A 20,486-nucleotide genomic window follows, 5' to 3' on the forward strand; every position below is an offset into this window, starting at 1 on the left:
TCACCAACCGACAAATCGCGCCACCCGTCGGATAATAAACCCCAGTAACACCACCCGTACCAATCGTGATAAACTCTTCGGCGTATGCGGCGGTCGACAGCATGGATGCGGCTGCAAATGCTGTGATTGAAACTTTGTTGAACACTATGACACTCCTGTTGTCCGTTTTATTGCTCCCCACGGGGGTGTCTGATCTAGTCAAAACACGTAGAAAACGGCTTTAGAATCAGCCCCCCGGATGTCAAAGACCAAAGCGAAACCAAACAGCACGTGTCTATACGGTAAGTTACGTATATGATTGGGGGCCGAAGGGCGCCGAACCGTGTCCCAACCCATGTTTCAAGGCGGCTGGAACCAAAGATTGGATACAACAGCACAACAGGATTTCCCCCGGGATCAGGCCGAACCGGCCCGTAGACGCAGATCGTTGCGGGCCACGTTGGCCCTGTGTCTGGCGGGGCTGCAATTCGTGGCTGTGTTGTCCGTGACTCTGTCGACGTTTGTCAGTTCCGAGAACGCTTTGCTGCGGCAATCGCGCCTTTCGCTGAATGAGGTCAGCGTCAATGTCATCGGTCAGGTCAAAAGCTTTCTGAACCCCGCGCGACAGGCACTGGATGCGACGCGGCGGCTGGCGGAGAACGATGTTCTGGACATCCACGACACCGCTGCACTGGAGAGCCATTTCTTTCAGCAATTACAGGTCGCACCGCAATTGGCGGGGATTTACATGGCGGATGAAACCGGGCGGTTTGTCTATGTGATGCGGACCAATGAACCGGGGCAATATCGCACTAAGGTCATTCCCCCGTTTCCACCCGACCTCAGCCAGCATCCGGCGGATTTCCAGTGGCGCAATGACCGGTTTACCCTGCTGGACAGCTCGGACACGCTGATCGACACCTATGAGCCTCGAACCCGCCCTTGGTTCACCATGGTGCAAGAGGCGAAAGCGCCGATCTGGACGCGACCCTACATATTCTTCACCACGCGCCAACCGGGCATCACCTACAGTGTGCCGGTGCTGGATGAGGCGGGCAACATCCGGGCCATTCTGGGTATCGATATTCAGATCGATGCGCTGTCGGGCTTCCTGCTGGATATCTGGTCGGAACGGCGCGGTGCAGCGTTGGTACTGAACGAGGATGGCTCGGTTCTGGCGCATCCGACGCTGGTGCTGATCCCGCAGGACGCGGATTACGACAATCCCGAACTGCCGATGGTGGACCAGATCGACGACCCGCTGGCCCGTCAGGCCTTTGGGGCATTGACGCAAGTGGACCGCACCGAAATCGAAGGGCCCGTCTACACGGATTTTGAACAGAACGGTCAGGATTATGTCGCCATGTTGATCGAGGTGTCCGAACCGGGTCTGCGCTGGCTGATCGGGCTTTATGCGGCCGAGGACAATTTCATCGGTGAGATCAAGAAAAACCGGGTGCAGGGCATCTGGATCGCTTTGTCCATCGCAATCCTGACCGGGGCCATCGGGCTGGCCCTGGCCGACCGGATTTATGCCCCGGTGCGCAGTTTTGCCAGCCAGACGCAACGCCTGTCCAGCGGTGAGATTCCGCCCGCCGAAGACCTGGGCAGCCCGTATCGCGAGTTGGAGGATAGCGGCGCTGCCCTGGCGCAAGAAGTCCGACAACGGCAACGGTTCGAAGCGGCCTATGGACGTACTTTTGATCTGGCCTCACGGGGGATGGCGCAAATATCGCCGGAAACAGGGCGATTTGAACGGTTCAACGCGCAGCTATGCGATATTTTGGGCTACGCGGACACCGAATTCGCGACCATGACACTGACCGATATTCTGCCCGAGGATGGCCAGCAGCTGGCCGTGACGTTCCGTGAAACCCTACTGCAGGATTCCGAATTCATTGCCGAGAACCAATTCATCCGCAAAGACGGCTCACCCATCTGGCTGCGGGTCAACGCGATCCTGATCCGCGACGAAAATGGCGTTCCCGATCATGCGGTTGCGATTGTTGATGACGTCAGCGACCGCAAACAGGCCGAAGAAGAGGCCAGCCGCCTGAACCGTGATCTGTCTCATGTGGCGCGCGTGAACCTGATGGGCGAGATGGCATCGGGGCTGGCGCATGAACTGAACCAGCCGCTGAGCGCGATTTCTTACAATGTGGATGCGGCCAAGATCACGCTGGACGAAATTGGCGATCCCGATCCCGAGCTAAACGAGATTCTGACCGATATCGACCGCCAATCGCGTCGGGCGGGGGATATTATCCGTGCGTTGCGCGATGTGGTGCGCAAAGATCGTGGACGGCAAACACCGTTCGAACTGGATGGGTTGATCCGGCAAACGGTTACTCTGATGGAGACCGATGCCCGTGAGCATGACATCAGGATCGTCTATCGCCACTCTGACCTGCCACCGGTCATCGGAAATCGCACGCAAATCGCGCAGGTCCTGGTCAACCTCTTGCGCAACGCCATAGACGCGCTGGCCCGCCATCCCGCCAAGACGGGGCGGATCACGATAGCCACGCAGATCAACGGGGACTGTGTGGAAGTCCAGGTCGAGGACAACGGGCCGGGTATCAGCGCGGATGTCACCTTGTTCAATACGTTTGACACACAGAAAACCGACGGGCTGGGGTTGGGCCTGTCGATTTGCCGAACCATCGTCAAGACCAATGGCGGCCGGATATGGCATGACCCTATCGAAGGCTCGGGGGCCCGGTTCTGTTTCACCCTGCGTCGCAGCGACGTCGATGCCGGAGGCGATGTATGAACGACCAGCCGCTGACTGTTTTCATTGTCGACGATGATGACGACGTGCGCATTGCCCTTTCCAGATCTCTTGGTAAACGCGGGTTGACCGTTGAACACTTTGCCGACGCGCAAACTTTTCTGGAACAGGTCGATGAAGACGCAGCAGGCTGTCTGATCCTCGACTACGGCATGCCGGGCATGGATGGGTTGGAGCTGCAGGATCATCTGGTCCGTCAGAACTCGACTCTGCCGATCATCTTTGTCTCAGGTCACGGCGGCATCCCTGAATCGGTGCGGGCCACAAAGGCCGGAGCCATTGATTTTCTGGAAAAACCATTTGACCTGACCGTGCTGATCGAGCGGATAGACTCCGCATGGGAGATTGGCGCGCAGCTGCGTGCGGATAAGCAAAGGCGGCAGGACCTGGCGGAGAAACGCAGCCTGTTGACCGAGCGGGAAGAACAGGTTCTGCATCACATCCTGACTCATCCCGCGCGCACCTCCAGCAAAGAAATTGCCGCCGAGCTGGGGATCAGCCCGCGAACGGTTGAGATTCACCGAGGGCGCATCCAACAGAAGGTGGGGGTAAAGACCACAATCGAACTGTATGAACTGTTTGCCCAAATGCCGTGAATGATCAACTCACAGGTCACCCTGCACCATCAGCCATTTGCCATCCGACAAGCTCTGTACACATGTCGGATGGTTGACAGTTTCAAACTGTGCCTTCGCTATCCGTAGACCAGGTTCGGCAGCCACGTGATGACCTGCGGGAACAGCATGCAGATCACCAATCCCACGATCTGAAGGAACAGGAATGGCAGAGCAGCTTTGAAGATATCTGTCATCGGAATCGTCGGCGGTGCCACCCCGCGCAGATAGAACAGCGCATAGCCAAAGGGTGGCGACAGAAAGCTCATCTGCATGTTCACCAGATACAGCACACCGAACCACAGAACCAGATCGTTGGGATCGTCAAAGCCAAAGGCGGCAGCCCCCAGCGCCTTGATGATGGGCACAAAGATCGGCACACACAGCAACAGGATGCCGACCCAATCCAGGAACATGCCCAGCACCACCAGCAGGATCTGCATGACGATCAGGATGCCCCACGGGCCCAGTCCGGCCCCCTGCATGGTTTCCTGCACGAATTGCTGGCCCCCTTCCAGAACGTAAAGCCCCACAAAGATGGTCGCACCGAACATGATCCAGATCACCATGGCTGAGGCTTTGAGCGTGGTCAGGCACGCCTCGCGCACCGTGGGCCAATCCAGCTTGTTGTGGATTGCGGCGACTATGAAGGCACCAAAGGTGCCGATGCCCGCAGCCTCAACCGGAGTAGCTACGCCCGAAAAGATCACGCCCAGAACAATGACGATCAGAGCAATCGGGGCCGACATCTTACCCAGCAGACGCATTTTTTCCCGGTTCGAAATCCGCTCGTTCACCGGAATGGGCGGCCCCAGAACCGGATTGATATAGGACCGGATCACCACATAGAGGATATACATCCCCGACAGCATCAACCCCGGAATCACGGCTCCGATGAACAGCTCGCCCACCGATTGCTCGGCAACCACGGCGTAGATGATGGCCAGAATGGAGGGCGGGATCAGGATGCCCAACGTGCCCCCGGCCATGATCGACCCCATGGCGATTTTTGGGTCATAGCCGCGTTTGAGCATCGCAGGCAGCGCGATGATCCCCATCGTCACCACAGCCGCGCCGATCACGCCAACCATGGCCGCCAGAACGGTCGAGGCGATGATGGTCGCTGCTGCCAAACCGCCTTTCAGGCCGCCCAGAACCTTGTAGATCACATCGAACATGTCGTTGATGATCCCGGCCCTTTCCAGCATCGAGGCCATGAAGATGAACAGCGGAATGGCTGATAGCTGATAGTTCGTCATCAGTGGGAAAATTCGGCTGGGCACGATATTCAGCGCTCGCGCATCCCCCAGAACGAACAGAAAGACACACGCCAGCCCGCCGGTGACAAAGGCCAGCGGCAGACCGGCCATAAGCAGCGCCAGCAGCGAGCCGAACATAACGAGCGTCAACAGCTCGATGGACATATCAAGACCCATCGGTCAGTACCCCCGTGCAATCGTTCGGATGTCTTTGGACAGTTTCGACACCCCTTGCAAAATCAACAGAACCGCGCCCACGACCATCATCCATTTCATCGGCCACAGCGGGATTTCCCATTCGTTAAAGCTGATCTCACCCCAGCGGATGTTCGGATCAGTCCAGTCGCCAAAGGTCAGCGCTCCGAACATCTGGAAGAAACTCATCTCGCCGCGCGCCCAGTCCGAGACGACCGAGTTGCCGGTGGGCACTGCAATCGCGTCCATTGCAAAGATGTAGGACGTCACCAGAAGCGTTCCGGCAAAGATGAAGAAGAAGATCGAGGTGACCAGATCGGCCCAGGCCCGTTTCGGCTTGGTCAAAGGGGCATAGAAGATATCGACCCGCACATGGCTTTCGGTCAGCATCGCGTATGATCCGGCGATCAGATATTGCATGCCGAACATCAGATACATCGATTCATGCGCCCAGTTGGTCGGCGCATTAAAGACGTAGCGGACGATCACCTCATAGTAGTAGACAAAGACTGCGATCACCGCCCAATAGCTGACGAATTCCCCGGCATAAAGGGACAGACGGTCAATCCAGTTCTCGGCATATTCGTGATCGGCTTTGCGCGCACCGGGGTCCATTTCCGCGGCACGGGCGGCCGTTTCCTCGTCGATCTCGATTTCGGGTTCTTCCGGGTCAGCCGCGGCCTTTTCGCGTGCCCGCGCAACAAGGCGCGGCATCAAAAGTGCGTCAATCGCAAGAAGGGCGAGGATCGTGTAGAACGCATAACGGGCGACGGCGCCCCAGGTGGCGCGGGTCTTACCGGCGGTCTCGGCAAGCGGTCGCGATTGTTCAATATCGGCGTTGGCTTCGTCCAGTCGCTCACGCCCGGTACTGATCGCCTTTTCCGCGCGATCCAGAGCGCGTTCGGCGCGACGTTTCTGCAAGGCAGTGCCGTCCTGCGCAGCCTCGGCTGCGGCGCGCAGCTCGTCCAGTTCGGCTTCGGCAGCTTCCACCCGTCCGGCTTCGCGGTCGATCACACGCTCGGCCTGACGCACCACGTTGATCGCGTTGGAAAACTCGTTCCGTGCCTCACGTTCCTGCCCGTTGGCAAAAAGGATCAGCAGGAAGATCGGCAGGTAGACCAGCCCCAGAAGGCTGCGCAGATAAAACCGGTGGAGGCCCAGCATCCCGCCGGTCACAAGGATCAGATATCCCAGAGGCATCCCGTATGTGCGGGTCTGAGGTTGCGTGCGGCGCGCCAGAATCATGGCCAGGGCCGGAAAGGCGATCAGCCCGACCCAGTATAGCCAATGTGGCAGCGTAAAATCGACGCTTGGCATGGTAAGTTCCGAAGTCCAAAGGAAAAGATGGCCCGCGCAGAAACTGCGCGGACTGCGGGGCACACGGCCCTTGACTTACAGGTCCAGAGTCTGGCCTTCGATCATTTCGGGCGTGACATAGCCCAATGAGCCGGACATCATATAATCCAGCTGGATCTTGAACACGCGTGCTGCGTCCTTGTCGCGGTTGGCGTATTTAAACCAGATCGGTACGGCGATTTCCGTCATCAGTTCCACATCGTCTTGCGACAGGCGCGTGATTTCGGTGCCTTCGGCTTCGAACTTTTTCCAGGCTTCCTGATCGGCAGCCTGAATCGCGGCGTGGTGGAGGTCGGAATAGACATGAGTTTCCATCTCGACGAATTCCTGCATCTGCGGGCTGATCTTGTCCCATGCCGTCTTGCCGACGGTGATGTCCATGATGTCGACCGGCTGGTAAACCGACATAAAGCCCGGAGGGCCCATGACGATGTAATCGGTCACCTGACTGAAGCCCAACGCATGGTTCACGGCCGGGCCCACAAAGTCGGCCACGTCAATGGTGCCTTTTTCCAGCGCCGGGAAGATTTCCGAACCGGGCAGAACCGTTGTCTCGGCCCCCAGCTCCGAGAACACCTCGGCCACCATACCACCCGGCAGGCGCATCTTGCGGCCCTCGAAGTCATCGATCGAGCGGATCGGAACCTTGGAGTGGATGATGTTCGGCCCGTGATGCACCGGCCCAACAAAATGCAGACCCTGACGGCCCAGCAATTCACGCGCGATATCGATGCCACCAAGGCCATAGAAGAACACATCATATTCATGCGGTTGGCGCAGACCCAGAGGGTATGAGCTGAGGAACACAGCCGCCGGGATGATGCCCTGATAATAAATGGTGAACGGGTTGATCGCGTCCAACACACCGTTTTTCACCGCGTCGGCCAACTGGAAATCGCCAACAACATCATTAGCGCCAAAGGCCTGAAAGGCCAATTCCCCACCGGTTTTTTCCTCAATGGTTGCGCACCAATCCTTGAAGGTCTGCAACCCGATCCCACCGGGCCACGACGTCTGAATCTTCCAGGTTGTCCCTTCTCCGGCGGCGGTTGCGATATGAGGGGCGGCCAGCGTGGCGGCGCTTGCGCCGGCAATGGTTCTGAACGCGCTGCGGCGCGTAATGAGCTTTTTCGTCATTTCTTTCCTCCCTTTGAGAACTGCGCGCCTTCGACAAAAGAACGATCAGTTCACCCTCAGCATAGACCCAAATAAAGAAATTGGTAAAATTATTTTTCCAATATCGGATAAATCACGTTTTCGCGATCAGGGACTCCTTTGTTAAACGCGGTTTGCCAATTTTCGTCTCGCTTAGTGCTCGGGCTCTCGATTCAGGCCGTTCAATTGAGCGATGAAATCCGCCAGCATCGGCAAATAGCGATCCCCCTGCCCTGCGGCCTCCATTGCCGCGAATGCGTTTCGCACATCAGCCTGCACCGGATTTACAGCCCCGACACTATTGGCCAGATTTGCCAGGTAGCGCATGTCTTTATGGGCATTGGTGATCGAGAATTTGTGCGCGTTTTCGTCCCGGTCCAATGTCCATTTCATGAAGGTTTCATAGAACCCGTTAGACAGGCGCCCAGGGCGGATGATGGAATCCACTTGCTGAACAGTCAGGCCGGATTTTTCAGCAATCGCAAGCGCTTCGGAATAGAGCGCTGCGTAGCCAAGTGAGATAAAGTTGTTAATCAGCTTCATCTTGTGCCCCAGGCCAACTTCGCCCAGATGCACCGCCAACGCGGACCAGCAGTCCAGCACCGGCTTGATTTTCTCGAACGTTTCCGGGCTTGCGCCCACCATTGTATCCAGCGTACCGGCTTCGGCCTCTTTCGGGGTTTTCGCAAGGGGTGCATCGGCCAAGTCCATACCCGCGTCGCGCAGCTCTTGCGCCAGTTGCTGGGTTGAGACCGGATCAGAAGTTGAGCAATCTATCACGATCAGCCCCTGCTTTTCCGAGGCCAGTATCCCGTCAGAGCCGCGCACAAGCTGTTCAACCTGCGGACTGCCAGAGACGCACAGGTGGATGATGTCACATTGGGCGGCCATGTCTTTTGCCGTTTTCACCTCGGACGCGCCGCGCTGCACCAGATCATCGACAGGTTGGCGGTTGCGATGCCCCATCACGATCAACGGATACCCGTTTGCAAGGATGTTTTTGGCCATGCCATGCCCCATCAGGCCGACACCGATAAAACCAATAACGGGTTTGTTCATTTGCGAGTCCTCTCTCAAACCGGATTGAGGCCCGAAGATTGCGCTAACAAAACCTGAGCGCAAGTGTAGGTCTGTGCGCAGATCGCGGCGAGTTTACCGGACGTGATGTCAGATTGCCCATGATGTGATACTTCGGCCAAAGCGCTTCAGATGAACGGGGCTGTTGCCAACCACGCGTGAGGTAGCGCGTTTTGCACTTAAGGAAATTGCAACAGATATGCCGTTAGCTGCTTGAGGTTACGTGTTATTCTGGCCGTTTCAGCCGAATTTCCGTGTCCGAAAGGACATACCACAAAATGAACGCATTTTTGTCTTGGACACACCAGCATATGCGCGTTTAGGAGAGGCTGCAGACTTTAAGAGCAGACGAGGCATCTATGCAAGATTTCAGCATCGTTAACGGCAATCCCGCGACGTTCGTAGATACGACGCCCGGAGGGGGTTTTGTTGTCGATTTTGCTTTGCTGGACAACAGTTTCAGTCTGCAGGTCAACGATGTGGAACTGTTCGTTAGCGGACCCGCGGGCGCCCCGAACGAGCTACAGTTCCAGATATCCGGCACAGCCGGGCAAACGGTTCAGTTCGCAGATGGCGACAGGTATGAAATTGATACGCCTGCGGTCTGGCAGCTTTCCAATTCGGATGATGCCCCCGTTGTCCGGCTTGAGGTAAACCCGGACGGAACCATCCAACTGTTCGGGGTAAAGGCAGATGACGGGACGCTGGTGCCCCTCCAGCTGGTCAACGGTCTGACGGTCAATACCGATGCAATCGCCGCAGCCTGGGATGATGATGGCTCGAACACCATCACAATCAACCAATCGCAGACGGGCCCCACAAACGCGAGCGGTCAGTTCGATGATGTGCCCTGTTTTGCATCCGGGACATTGATCGAAACGCCGAATGGTCTTGTCCGGGTTGAGGATTTAAAGGTCGGTGATCAGATTCTGACCTATGACAACGGCGCACAGCCCATCCGTTGGATCGGCTCACGCAGCCTGAGCCCGACCCAGCTTGCGGCGGTGCCAAGGCTAAAACCCATTCTGATCCGCGCCGACGCGCTGGGGATCGGATATCCCCAGCATGACCTGATCGTATCACCGCAGCATCGTGTACTGGTGTCTTCTGCAATTGCCAAACGCATGTTCGACTGCCAGGACGTTCTGCTGCCGGCAAAGAAATTACTGCCGTTGAGTGGCGTCGACACCGTAGAAGATTTGGCGGACGGGGTTCAGTACTTTCACATCCTGTTCGATCAGCACGAAATCATCTGGTCCAATGGCGCGCCCACGGAAAGTCTTTTCCTGGGACCCGAAGCCTTAAAATCCGTATCCGCCGAAGCGCAGCAAGAAATCAGGGATTTGTTTCCGGAATGCCTTAACCCGGAATTTCAGCCCCTGCCCGCCCGTTTCATTCCTGAAAAGGGCAAGCTGATGGCAAAACTGGTCCAGCGCCATCAGGGAAATCGAAAACCCCTCTTCACTGGCCCGGTCGTGCTTACCTAGCGTTTTGGAGCGTTGGCACGGCAGTTTGCCTTTTGGACACGGGAGTGTTGCCGTGTTTTGTTGTGTTGGACATGAGTGAAACATCCCAATCCGGCTGATCTAAAACCCAATCCTTGCACCGAAAAACGGCCCTTCAAACGTCAGCTCAGACAAAACCTGCGAATTGCCCAAGTCCCATGTCAGATACCTGTAGCCGAACACCAAATCCCATGAATTGACCCGATAGTTGAGCGCAGCACTCAATTGCGCCGTCAGGTCGCTTTCACCGGTCCCGATATCCGCATAGTAGGATACGCCCCATCGATCGGACAGGCTTGCAACGCCGCGAACTCCGACAATAGCGTCCCAATTGTTTAGACCGCCGGACACCCGTTGCGATCCTGTGCCGACCGAGAGATTGGCGCTGGTATCAAGGTCCATGGCCCGAAAGCCGCCCAACACAGCAACGCGATTGGTGCCGGTATCAAGGATGTCATACCCAAGCGACCCGGAAAACACGAACCCCCGGACATCGGCATCTGCCGTGGCAGGAATACCCGGGCCCACTGCTGAATCCCGGTCATCGCTCAGGTCCAGATATAGCGCATCCGCAAACACAGACAGCTGTCCCCGGCGGGCTTCGACCGCGCCCATCAGGGCAAAGTCGAGATTGTCCAGAATATCGCTGAAGCTCAGGTCGAGGTTTTGGCCTGTCGTGGTTTCACCGCTCAGCGCCGGTCCCCAAAGATACAGGTACCCATTGAAATCCCAGTTCTTGGTCTCGGCCTGCGCCCCTGTCCCAAGCCAGAACGATGGGGCAAACACCAAAGCGCGCAGCAGATTTGGCAAGATGGCGACGTCTTTACCTGTCATGCTATTGTCCTGCTTCTGGTCCACGCTTTGGTTTCCTGCCGAAATGAATCAATGTCGTCATTGCCAGCTCATGAACACGCTACGCGCTTCTTCGCTTTCAGGGCGCAGGTTTTCGATGCCACCATAGGGGATGTCCGTTCCAATCTCTGAGTTTGGATATTTCGACATCATCTTCTCATGACGCTTGACCATGTCCTGAAAAGACGCGCCCGACCACAACGCGTTCCCGACCAGAGCATTTTCTTCGCGGGGATCGCGATAGATGTTGAAAACGGGGGCTGCGGCACCGGGTTGTCCGGGCGCGGGCAGGTGCATCTTGAATTCCTGTTTGACGACAGACCGCAGCACTGGACCTTCATAAACGTAGACATAATCGCGGCGACCATTGCCCTCGCCTTCAAGTAGCAGGGCGGTCTGGTCGATCCCGTCAATCACCCGATCCCGAGGGATATAGTCGGTCGCACCAGCGATGCGCGCCATCGTGGTATATATATCCGAGACGTGAAAGATATCACCCGCGGCGCTGTCGGCCTCAATCACACCGGGCCAGCGAATGAACGCATCCGTCCGCACACCGCCCTCCAGATGCTGGGTCTTGCCACCACGATAGATCAGCTGATTCAGGCCGGATGTCCCCTCATATTGGTACATCAACCCGTTATCCGCCATGAGCATGACGATGGTGTTGTCGGCCTCGCCAGTTTCATCCAGCTTGGCCAGCAAATCTCCAATCCAACCATCCAAAAGCTGCAGCTTGTCGGCGTGAAACCCACCATTCCGCGAGATCGCCTGATCCGGGTAGACAAAATTCAGCGGATAAAGCGGCCAGTATTGCAGAAAAAACGGTTCATCCAGGGCCGCGACACGTTCAAGCTGTTCAAGCGCCTGCGCCTGATAGCGTTCGTTCATTTCCTCATATTTGGCCTGGGTCCACTCTTCGCCCGGGGTCATGTCAACCTCGCGCGCGGGCCCGCCTGCTTCGCCCTCGACGCCGGTGACCAGCCCGTAAGGTTTGAAACGTTCATCCAGCAAGAACTGGTTGTTCTGACCCGATGAGTGGTAGCCCAGCATATTGTTCGCCTGCATCGCCTCGCGTGTCATCAGGCTCAGCTGAACCTGCTGATGCAAGGGGAACGCAGCCCAGTCGAAGCCCTGATTATGGGGGTATGCTTCTTCGATATCCCCCTGATGCCATTTGCCGACATGAGTGGTGGTGTAGCCCGCCTGTTTCAGGATTTCCGGCAGCGTGATCTCGCTCGCGGGCAATCCTTCACCGACCAGAGCCACCTTGACCTCTTTGACACCGGCGCGGATCGGATGACGCCCTGTCAGCATCGCCGTGCGTGTCGGCGTGCAGGATGGCTCGGTGTACATGCGCATCAATGACATGCCTTCGCGGGCAAAACTGTTGATGTTGGGTGTCTCAATCCCCATCACGTAGTTCAGCTTACGCTCTCCCATCTGACCGAAGCTGATATCGTCAATCAGGATGTACAGAAAGTTTGGTGGCTTTCCCCCATTGGCCGCGCGAATTTCGGACAGCCGGGCTTCGATCTCAATATCCTGAGCGTCCCATTCTTCACCGAATTGGGCCCGCAGAAATTCAAACTCTCCGTCATGTACGATTGCGCCATCCTGCGCGGTGGCGGGCCCCAATGTCAGAGCCGTCATCACCCCGGCCACGACGCCAGATTTCCAGTTTGTGTTAAGCACCCCTGATTTCCCCCTGATTGGTTGTATCTTCCATCGCCTGAACGATCAGTTCGTGGCATTTGGCCGATAGCGATTGGTTTGATCCCTGTGCCAGTTCCGTCAGACGTTGAAGTTCCGGCGGTGTAAGAAACGTCACAACGCGTTCCGACCGCGCATCACCTTTCGGCAGACGCGGGCGGCCCATTGTTGCTTCGTTTGGGTCATCCTCAGACACTTGACAGATCGCAGTCCAAAATCGCTACATTACCGGTAAACTGTCAGGCTCTGGGAATGGACCACATCAAAAATTCGCCAAATCTGCAGAACGCGGCGGCCTCGGAACTGCGCGATACCCCTGCGGCGAGGACGGTTGATCTGGACCACCCCAACGCCATCGGAACCTTTACGCCCTGGCAGGTCGACTTCCGACAGTTGGACCCGGGTCGGCTAAAGACCCAAGTCACAGTCCGCGCAGGCCACGCGGTCTTGGCCCTGAACATTTCGATGAACCAACGGGTCCATCAGCGCGGCGCGTCGCCAGAGGGGTGGACGACCTTGGGCATTCCGGGGCCCGGCGCGATCGATAGCTGGAAGGGCAACCGGATGACAAAGAATACGTTTCTGTCATTCGGAGACAGCGATGGATTTGACGGCATCTCGACCGGTGGTTTTGCAGGCGGCGTTGTTTCATTTGAAACCGCTCGGCTGCGGAACCTGGCTCAGGCCTGCGGTTTTGACCTGAGTGAATGCACTCCGGATGCACGGGCAATGGCATCTGTTTCCGGAATGGCCAGCCTGAAAAGGTTGCAACGCAGGATTGCGGCTCTGCTGACCGACCCAAAAGCGGATTGGACCGGCGAGACGGAAGAAAGCCTTATGCTCGAAGCGTTGGCGATGCTGACCGACAGCACAGCGCATGATGACAAGAGCCACTCAGAAACACGGCGAAAAGCCCTGAGCCGTGCGATCGACCTGATGCTTGAAACCCTGGATGAGCCGCTTTCGATAGAAGAGATATGCCTTCAATGCGGCGCATCCTGGCGTACACTGAACAGGGCTTTCAAAGAGCATTTCGGCCACGGTCCAAAGACCTACTACATGCGGCTGAGACTAAATCGTGTTCGTGAGGATTTACTGGGGTCTTCATTCGGCGGAACGATAACAGACGCAGCGAACCGTCACGGATTCTGGCATATGGGGCAGTTTGCGCGGGACTATAAACTGTTCTTTGGCGACCTGCCGTCCGAAACCCGCCGGCGTCTTCAGTGACCGACACGCTGTTGGGCCAGTCAAGCAACTGCCGGGGAAGTGACTTTGCGATTTTGACAGGCAGCGCGCTGTAACGGTTACATGCGTCAAGTTACGTTGCCCGGCAACCCAAGTCAGAGTGACATTTCACCAAGATGCAAAGTGTCTGGCGTGCTTCAACCGCTTTTTCCGCGGCGCTGGGAGCGTCACTGATGAGTCGATCACGGAACGTGGAGAAACGAATGCAACAGCAGACCTGCACCACGCACAAAACCCGGTTCCGTATCACAGCATTGCTGACCTGTGTTCTTGCGACTGCGCTGACCAACGGGTCAAACGCGCAAGACGCAGAAATCGTACATGACGCAGAACACTACGTCCTCAAGGCACAACACGCAGACCGGTGGGAGGAAGAAGACCTCGAACTCGCGGCACAGCTTGCCGCGCTGGAACAGCGGTTTGGAACGCCGCCGAACATTATTCATATCATGTGGGACGATACACCCGTTGGCGAGGTGGGCATCCCGCACCTCCAGAAAAACCGGGGTTTCGAAACATCCAACATGAACCGGTTTGCGGCCGAGGGTATCTATTTCACACGCATGTATACCGAGCCCTCCTGCACGCCCAGCCGTGCCGCTGCGATGACCGGGCGACACGCCGTTCGAAACGGAATGTACAATGTGGGGTTTCCCTACGAGTACGGTGGCTTGGCCGCCGATGAAGTGACCATTGCCGAGGTCCTCAGCGCTGCAGGCTATGCCACTGCATTTTATGGGAAATCCCATCTGGGAGATGTTGAATCCAGCTATTTGAACAGGCAGGGATTTGATGACGCCCATTGGACGCCTTACAATCAGGTGCCCAGTCTCTATGTACCGCGCGGTCAGCGAGGCGCGCTGGTGCCGGGTGTGCTGTTTCCAGAGATGTTCCCGAAAGATCCGTATGACATAGACTTGGGATGGCGGCCAAAGGGATATGTCTGGTCCCTGATCGGAACCAAAGATGGCCCAACCCGCGAATGGGAAGACGGCGGCCTGCCACCCACCGACGAGGAGGGCTATTACCAACTCGAACAGGTCTGGCAAGACAAGACAATCGCTTTCATGGAACGCAGTGCTGCCGATGGAACGCCGTTCTTCATCTCGTATTGGCCCAACATCAACTCGTTTTTGAACATCCGCCCCTCGGAAACGCCCAGCACCGTGTCCTTCGGAGTGCTACAGGAGGGGCTGGCCAATATCGACCGTTTCGTCGGGCGCCTGACCGAGGCGCTTGAGGCTGCCGGGGTGGCAGAGAATACGCTGGTCATCCTGATGGCGGACAATGGGCCGATGACGCATGATGGCCCCCCGGGCATGGTTGAAACGCTGTATCGCGGGGGCAAGGGTGACTATACGGACGGGGCCGTTCGTGTCCCCGCGCTGGCCCGGTGGCCCGGCGTCATAGATGCGGGGCAGATTGTCGGGGATATTGTGCATCTGACCGACTTGTTCACGACATTCGCAACCCTTGGAGGGGCGCAACAGCACATTCCTCGGGATCGCATTATCGATGGCGTCGACCAGACCGCGTTGTTCCTAAAGGGTGACACGTATAGCCGCCGCGACTATGTGCATATCTATACCGGACCGGTTCTGGCCGCGACTGTGAAGGGTCGTTACAAAAAGCACTGGACTGGGGCCAAACCGGGTTTGTCCGGGCCTGAGTTCTATGACATGTACAACGACCCGCGTGAGGTTCAGGGCAAGATGCTGCCGATGTTCCCGGCCAAAGGCATGTTCAACCAAATGAAAATGCGCCACTTGCTGATGAAGGAATACTATCCGGATCAGGGCCAGAACCGCGATTTCCCGTTCCGAAATCTGGAAAACGCGCGCCCCGAGACGGTCGAAGCAAGCCAACCGCGCGTCAACGCAGAGGATGTGCCATTTGACCCGGCGGACCTTATTCGGAACATTCCTGAATGGGAAAACACCGAAGCGAACTGGGGCATTGGCAGCCGCAGTGGCGAGTGAGCATTGCCCGCCTGTTTGCAAAAAGCCTTAAGTGGTCTTCCGAGCGATGACCGCGAATTCGCTATGCTGCTCGGAATAGGGTGAGCCTCTGATATCCTTGTAGATGTGTCCGACCGAGAGCCCGGCCATCTCCAATTCGCGCGTCAGGCTGTCCGGGCTGAAATACTGCAACCAGTTATAGATGACCTCGGGCCGACCGCGTTCCGGGAAGATCGAGTATTTATCGAGCATGACCGCTTCTTGTTCGTACTTGAACGTGTTCACAAAACAATAATAGTCACTTGCGGCCCAGAAATGATTGAGCTGGTTGCGCTCGTAGAAACTGGCAGACTTACGCTCGGCGAAGGCGGCCATGGAATAGACATCCAACAGCACCGCGCCGTTCGCCTTTAGAGCTTTGTGAAAAATACGACGTAAATCCGATCTTTGCGCAGGGCTTAAGGCACAGAAATCGCACATGATCATCGTGATCAGATCGAATTGATCTGTCTGGTCGAACGCCAGATAGTTGCCTTGAAGATACTCAATCTTCTGGCCCGATTGTTGCGCCTGCTGTCTTGCATATCGGATAGACGTGGCCGAAAAATCCAATCCGGTAACGTTTGCCCCGGATTTTTCAAACCGAGACGTATACAGCCCCGGACCGCAGCCAAAGTCACAAACGGACTTCCCCGGTTGCAGATCAAAATGGTCAATGATCCACTCTGAGGACGCCTCAATAAAGGCGCGCTTTCTGGACGCGATGTCGACCGTTTCATTCAGATGAAATTCCAGCATCTGTCTGGATCGGTGCTCATCAGCCCACAGAGCCTCAGCGGTATAGACCCCAAAGACTGTGGGTTTGTCATTGATCTCATTTAGTTCTTTGTACATCGCCAATCTTTCTGCACGCGGAGAGCATGCCTGCTCTGGTCGCCCCGTTCTGCGCATATCAGTCAGGTTATGATGGATAGTTGGGCCGCAGCAACGCAACGCGCGGTGTGTAACGGTTACAGGTTTGGGCGAGAGGGAATTGGTTGGCCCCGCCCTAGCGGGACACAGGGTCAACCCAACCCGCAGCAGAAAGCTGTCTAAGAACCCGCTCGGCATCCGCCCTGTCCTCGAACAGGGATTTGAGGACAAATGACACACGGCTTTCCGGCCACGAGGTTTGAAAAGCGCCGACCATCTCGCTGGCTTTGTCATGCTGCCCGGATGCCTGATAGGCGGCGATAAGATGGGCGGTGTTGATCTCGCTGATGGGTCCGCCGGTGCGCACTGCCTCAGTCAGGTGCTGGATCGATTTGTCATAGTCACCGGTGTGAAAAAAAGCGGTTCCCAGTGCATTCCGCCAAGGTAACCCGGTGCCCGAGCGACCCCGGTGCAGCTTTGGGTTGGCATTGGCGATTGTCCGTTCGAAATCGCCGGAGAACACGGAAATCACAGCATCGATTTCAAGCGAATACAAATTGTCCGGCTCAAGCTGCAACGCGCGTTGGCTGGATTGCTGAGCCGCAGCAAAATCACGATGGACAAGCTGAGAAAAAGCTTTGGCCGAATGGCTCCAGGCTTTGGTCGAATCCAGTTCCAACGCGCGTTCCGCAAAGGCGTCGGCGGCATTCAAATGAACCTCGCGCTCTTGCGGGGTGGGCGAAAGCCCAGCCAGAATGGTCGAGGCTTGCGACGCTCCGGCGTAGCTGCCGTAGTAGTTCGGGTCCAGTCGCATCGCTTCTTCGAACATCTCCAGCGCCGCCGAAACGCGCAGCAACTCTGGTGCGGGGAACAGCAATGCGCGGGCTTCTTCGGACATGTTGCGGGCCAACAGGGCCGTGGGCTTGTTTTCAAACAACGCCGATCGCGCCTCGGGCGACAGATTCTGCGGCTTTGAGGATGTGTTGGAACCCGGCATCATAAAAACGGCCGTTGCAGCCACCACTGCGGCTATTGCTCCCCCAAGCACCCAAAGGGCCATAGGTCTGGAAAACCGTTTGCGGTCTTGAATTTCCGGGGATGACATCCGCTCGAACCGGGGCGCATACCCGCCCTTGTCGATATGAATGCGCACCGGATCGTCCTGCCCTTCGGCGGCATAGTACAGGTCCAATCGCTGACGCAGTCTTGTGGCGTCCACCCGTACCACAGCGTCGGGGTTGCCGTCTTCGCCCGGGCCTTTTTGGTACACATCCTCAAGGATTGTCTTGCCCAAAATCATATCATGCCGGCCTGCCAGTTCCTGCTCGACCACGTAGGTCAAAAAGGCCCTCAGGCGTTCGGCACCGCTGAATTCGCTGCTTTCGACAACGCGATACAGAGCAGCCTGTTTCTCCTGCCTGTCGATCTTGGGTTCAGCCATGTGCGGAAAGCCTCACAGACAATCTGTAACGGTTACATACCCCAAGTTACATTGTTCGACTGCGCTTTGCATCTCTCAAATGGCCGCATCGCGATCTGTGATTGCGTCGATATCGGACGTGTCTCTTGAACGCGGTTAACGGGGTCCTTGAACCATAAAAACAGGAAGAAAACATGGTAGATTTGTCCAAACGCCACGGCCTTGCAACGTCGTTGATCGCAGGTTTATCCGTGTTATTCGGCGCGCAAAGCCTGGCACAGGACGCGCCCATCGTGCGCGATGCAGAGTACTACATACTCGAGGCACAAAACGGTGAACGCTGGGCCCAAGAGGACCAGGCAATCGACGATGCACTGGCGGCATTCCAAGAGGTCAATAACGGTAAGCCGCCCAATGTTCTTTACATTCTGATCGACGATATCGGCTTTGGCGATCTGGGCAGCGAGACCCTGAATGCCATTCGTGGCTACAAGACCCCTTCGATCAATCAATTTGCCACCGAAGGCATGCGGTTGGCGAGAATGTATACCGAACCCTCCTGCACACCCACCCGTGTCGCGTTCATGACCGGCCGTCAGCCGCACCGCAACGGCATGGGCAACACACAGGTCGAGCTTTCGGGCTTTGGCCTAGCCGAGGATGAGGTGACCCTGGCCGAGCTTTTGTCAGATGCCGGATACAACACCGCCCATATCGGGAAATGGCACATGGGCGACATTCGCGAGTCCTGGCCGAATTTCCAGGGCTTCGATTTCGCGGCCTTCCCGATCCATCAACAGGGTCAGCTGACCATTTACCATGACGATGCCGCAGACGAAGAGGTCTCGGTCGGGATTGGCAACAATAACTATGACGATCTCTACACCATGGATCGCTGGCTGCGCACGGATGCGTCCCGGCTGGCGACTGGGGTAGAAGGCGTGCGGAACGAGGATGTTCGCGAAGTCCATATGGAACCGGGCGAGCGCTGGACCGAAGCAAAATACCACGAAATGAACCTGCGCTATCAGGATCAGGCAATGGATCAGCTGCGCGCGCTTGCCGCGCAGGATGAACCCTTTTTCCTGCAATACTGGCCGCTTTACCCCCTGACAGGCCCGCGGACGACGACCGATGAATACACAACGCCAAATGGCGGGCACTATGTCGAGAAAATGAAGCTGGTCGACAGCTGGATCGGTGACCTGCTGGCCGAGATGGAGACACTGGGCGTTGCCGACAACACCATCGTCATCATCATGGGCGACAACGGTCATTTCACAAAGTATGCGCCGCAATCGGGCTATACGCCCATGATCTTCCGTGGGGGCAAGGGCGCGACCACCGAAGGCGGGGTGCGCGTCGACGCCTTTGTGCGCTGGCCCGAGATGATCCAGGCAGGGTCGGTCGTGGGCGATATGATCCACGTGACAGATCTGTTCACTACGCTGGCACGGGTCGCCGGAGTAACAGACGCCATACCGCGTGATCGAGTAATTGATGGGATTGATCAGACGTCTCTGTTGTTCAATGGCGAGGCCCATGGCCGGCGTGATTACGTCTTTCTTTACAATATCAACAAATTAGAGGCTGTGATAAAAGAGCAGTACAAGCTCGCCATTCCCGGTGGAAACATTGAAAACGCGATCCTTGCGGATTTCTACGATCTGTTTCGCGACCCGCAAGAGAAATACCCCGTCTCAACTGAGATCGGAGCCTGGGGCAGCGCAAAGTTTGTCAACATGATCCAGCGCCATTTCCAACGCAAAAACAAATATCCCGACACACCGCCCGGTACCGGCGTTCCCTATGACGGGATTGTCAACCTGCGCCCCGAGACACAGGCAACCGTCGAAGAGTTCTTCTTCATGCGGCAGACCCCAGAACAATAAAGCCCCCTTGCAAATCCAGTTTGAAAAACTGCTCCAGGAAGGAGAACGATATGACCCCGTTTTTGACCAAAATCTCATCTGTCCGAACCGCAACACTGGCATGTGCTTTGCTCGCCCTCTCGGTCGCGCCGCTGTCGGACGCTGTTGCGCAAACGGCCAATGCCTCGTGCGGAACGGATCTGCCTTTGTCCGGCACGCTTACATTTAATGGCCAATCGGTATCGGTACTGGTTGGCGTCCGCTGGGGCAAAGGTGTTCTGACGCTGAACGACGGTCAGGAGATTCCGTTTTCCGCGAATGGCATGAAGGCCCTGGAATCCGGCGTCCGTGTGGGTGAGATCGAAGGCGAGGTTTATGGCCTGACCGACCCTGTGGACTTTGTCGGGCAATACTATGGTTCGGCGGGCGGCCTTGTCCCGGTGCAGTCGTCCGGCGATATCACGCTGGTCAATTCCTCATGCGTCGTAATCGTGGCGCGGCACAAATCCACGGGCGTAACCCTGTCGGTGCCGGCAGAGCAGTCCGTGAAAATCCAGTTTCAGTGACCGCATCCGCGACCA

At 56.8% G+C, this 20,486-nt stretch carries 16 protein-coding genes; 7 read left to right on the forward strand and 9 right to left on the reverse strand.

Features of this window, described 5'->3' with window-relative positions; all coding sequences use genetic code 11:
* The first annotated feature begins 361 nt into the window (after positions 1-361).
* Together ACR0J5_RS18825 and ACR0J5_RS18830 are read left to right on the forward strand one after the other, a co-directional pair.
* On the forward strand, positions 362-2,752 hold the full coding sequence (locus ACR0J5_RS18825) for an ATP-binding protein (protein WP_480656121.1): 2,391 nt from the start codon (positions 362-364) through the stop codon (positions 2,750-2,752).
* The gene (locus tag ACR0J5_RS18830) at positions 2,749-3,366 is read left to right on the forward strand and encodes a response regulator transcription factor (RefSeq protein WP_480656123.1); all 618 of its coding nucleotides are present in this window, start codon (positions 2,749-2,751) and stop codon (positions 3,364-3,366) included. The genes ACR0J5_RS18825 and ACR0J5_RS18830 overlap by 4 nt, the downstream gene beginning before the upstream one ends.
* Positions 3,367-3,464: 98 nt before the next feature.
* Here the strand turns inward: ACR0J5_RS18830 and ACR0J5_RS18835 are convergent, their stop codons facing one another.
* From ACR0J5_RS18835 to ACR0J5_RS18850, 4 genes are all read right to left on the reverse strand, one after another.
* Positions 3,465-4,808: a TRAP transporter large permease gene (locus ACR0J5_RS18835; RefSeq protein WP_480656125.1), complete on the reverse strand. Its 1,344-nt coding sequence runs from the start codon at positions 4,806-4,808 to the stop codon at positions 3,465-3,467.
* Between the two features lie 15 nt (positions 4,809-4,823).
* Positions 4,824-6,155, reverse strand: coding sequence for a TRAP transporter small permease subunit (locus tag ACR0J5_RS18840; RefSeq protein ID WP_480656127.1), 1,332 nt, complete (start codon positions 6,153-6,155; stop codon positions 4,824-4,826).
* 75 nt (positions 6,156-6,230) lie between these two features.
* Entirely contained in the window at positions 6,231-7,331 is a 1,101-nt protein-coding gene (gene dctP, locus ACR0J5_RS18845) for a TRAP transporter substrate-binding protein DctP (protein WP_480656129.1), read from the reverse strand.
* Between the two features lie 171 nt (positions 7,332-7,502).
* On the reverse strand, positions 7,503-8,408 hold the full coding sequence (locus ACR0J5_RS18850) for an NAD(P)-dependent oxidoreductase (protein WP_480656131.1): 906 nt from the start codon (positions 8,406-8,408) through the stop codon (positions 7,503-7,505).
* 377 nt (positions 8,409-8,785) lie between these two features.
* Between ACR0J5_RS18850 and ACR0J5_RS18855 the strand changes: the two genes are divergently transcribed.
* Positions 8,786-9,913 (forward strand): Hint domain-containing protein, encoded by a 1,128-nt coding sequence (locus ACR0J5_RS18855; RefSeq protein ID WP_480656133.1) that lies wholly within the window; start codon positions 8,786-8,788, stop codon positions 9,911-9,913.
* A 99-nt stretch (positions 9,914-10,012) separates the two neighbouring features.
* Here ACR0J5_RS18855 and ACR0J5_RS18860 read toward each other — a convergent pair whose 3' ends face one another.
* From ACR0J5_RS18860 to ACR0J5_RS18870, 3 genes are read right to left on the reverse strand one after another with little or no spacing between them, the layout of a single operon-like run.
* Positions 10,013-10,765, reverse strand: a complete 753-nt coding sequence (locus ACR0J5_RS18860) for a hypothetical protein (RefSeq protein ID WP_480656135.1) — start codon at positions 10,763-10,765, stop codon at positions 10,013-10,015.
* 57 nt (positions 10,766-10,822) lie between these two features.
* Entirely contained in the window at positions 10,823-12,478 is a 1,656-nt protein-coding gene (locus ACR0J5_RS18865) for a sulfatase-like hydrolase/transferase (protein WP_480656137.1), read from the reverse strand.
* Positions 12,471-12,662 carry a hypothetical protein gene (locus ACR0J5_RS18870; protein WP_480656139.1) on the reverse strand — a complete coding sequence of 64 codons (192 nt, stop codon included), beginning with the start codon at positions 12,660-12,662 and terminating at the stop codon, positions 12,471-12,473. The genes ACR0J5_RS18865 and ACR0J5_RS18870 overlap by 8 nt, the downstream gene beginning before the upstream one ends.
* Before the next feature lie 86 nt (positions 12,663-12,748).
* On the opposite strand from ACR0J5_RS18870, the gene ACR0J5_RS18875 reads away from it, so the two are divergent.
* Positions 12,749-13,726, forward strand: a complete 978-nt coding sequence (locus ACR0J5_RS18875; RefSeq protein WP_480656141.1) for a helix-turn-helix domain-containing protein — start codon at positions 12,749-12,751, stop codon at positions 13,724-13,726.
* Positions 13,727-13,947: 221 nt separating this feature from the next.
* On the forward strand, positions 13,948-15,723 hold the full coding sequence (locus ACR0J5_RS18880; RefSeq protein WP_480656143.1) for a sulfatase-like hydrolase/transferase: 1,776 nt from the start codon (positions 13,948-13,950) through the stop codon (positions 15,721-15,723).
* 27 nt (positions 15,724-15,750) lie between these two features.
* Here ACR0J5_RS18880 and ACR0J5_RS18885 read toward each other — a convergent pair whose 3' ends face one another.
* Together ACR0J5_RS18885 and ACR0J5_RS18890 are read right to left on the reverse strand one after the other, a co-directional pair.
* Positions 15,751-16,812, reverse strand: a complete 1,062-nt coding sequence (locus ACR0J5_RS18885) for a class I SAM-dependent methyltransferase (protein ID WP_480656145.1) — start codon at positions 16,810-16,812, stop codon at positions 15,751-15,753.
* Complete coding sequence (locus ACR0J5_RS18890; RefSeq protein ID WP_480656147.1) at positions 16,751-18,055, reverse strand: hypothetical protein; 1,305 nt, start codon at positions 18,053-18,055, stop codon at positions 16,751-16,753. Before ACR0J5_RS18890 ends, ACR0J5_RS18885 begins: the two co-directional genes overlap by 62 nt.
* Positions 18,056-18,228: 173 nt before the next feature.
* On the opposite strand from ACR0J5_RS18890, the gene ACR0J5_RS18895 reads away from it, so the two are divergent.
* On the forward strand, positions 18,229-19,926 hold the full coding sequence (locus ACR0J5_RS18895) for a sulfatase-like hydrolase/transferase (RefSeq protein ID WP_480656149.1): 1,698 nt from the start codon (positions 18,229-18,231) through the stop codon (positions 19,924-19,926).
* A 50-nt stretch (positions 19,927-19,976) separates the two neighbouring features.
* Entirely contained in the window at positions 19,977-20,471 is a 495-nt protein-coding gene (locus ACR0J5_RS18900; RefSeq protein WP_480656151.1) for a hypothetical protein, read from the forward strand.
* Positions 20,472-20,486: the final 15 nt, after the last annotated feature.

It is taken from the genome of Ruegeria sp. BE1 (assembly GCF_056538885.1).

Excerpts from the sequence above, each read along its gene's own strand:
- ACR0J5_RS18855 (WP_480656133.1), top strand. The coding sequence starts at position 8,786 with ATGCAAGATTTCAGCATCGTTAACGGCAATCCCGCGACGTTCGTAGAT.
- ACR0J5_RS18880 (WP_480656143.1), top strand. The coding sequence starts at position 13,948 with ATGCAACAGCAGACCTGCACCACGCACAAAACCCGGTTCCGTATCACA.
- ACR0J5_RS18840 (WP_480656127.1), bottom strand. The coding sequence starts at position 6,155 with ATGCCAAGCGTCGATTTTACGCTGCCACATTGGCTATACTGGGTCGGG.
- dctP (WP_480656129.1), bottom strand. The coding sequence starts at position 7,331 with ATGACGAAAAAGCTCATTACGCGCCGCAGCGCGTTCAGAACCATTGCC.
- ACR0J5_RS18875 (WP_480656141.1), top strand. The coding sequence starts at position 12,749 with ATGGACCACATCAAAAATTCGCCAAATCTGCAGAACGCGGCGGCCTCG.
- ACR0J5_RS18885 (WP_480656145.1), bottom strand. The coding sequence starts at position 16,812 with ATGCCGAGCGGGTTCTTAGACAGCTTTCTGCTGCGGGTTGGGTTGACC.
- ACR0J5_RS18860 (WP_480656135.1), bottom strand. The coding sequence starts at position 10,765 with ATGACAGGTAAAGACGTCGCCATCTTGCCAAATCTGCTGCGCGCTTTG.
- ACR0J5_RS18850 (WP_480656131.1), bottom strand. The coding sequence starts at position 8,408 with ATGAACAAACCCGTTATTGGTTTTATCGGTGTCGGCCTGATGGGGCAT.
- ACR0J5_RS18900 (WP_480656151.1), top strand. The coding sequence starts at position 19,977 with ATGACCCCGTTTTTGACCAAAATCTCATCTGTCCGAACCGCAACACTG.
- ACR0J5_RS18895 (WP_480656149.1), top strand. The coding sequence starts at position 18,229 with ATGGTAGATTTGTCCAAACGCCACGGCCTTGCAACGTCGTTGATCGCA.
- ACR0J5_RS18890 (WP_480656147.1), bottom strand. The coding sequence starts at position 18,055 with ATGGCTGAACCCAAGATCGACAGGCAGGAGAAACAGGCTGCTCTGTAT.
- ACR0J5_RS18835 (WP_480656125.1), bottom strand. The coding sequence starts at position 4,808 with ATGTCCATCGAGCTGTTGACGCTCGTTATGTTCGGCTCGCTGCTGGCG.
- ACR0J5_RS18870 (WP_480656139.1), bottom strand. The coding sequence starts at position 12,662 with ATGGGCCGCCCGCGTCTGCCGAAAGGTGATGCGCGGTCGGAACGCGTT.
- ACR0J5_RS18830 (WP_480656123.1), top strand. The coding sequence starts at position 2,749 with ATGAACGACCAGCCGCTGACTGTTTTCATTGTCGACGATGATGACGAC.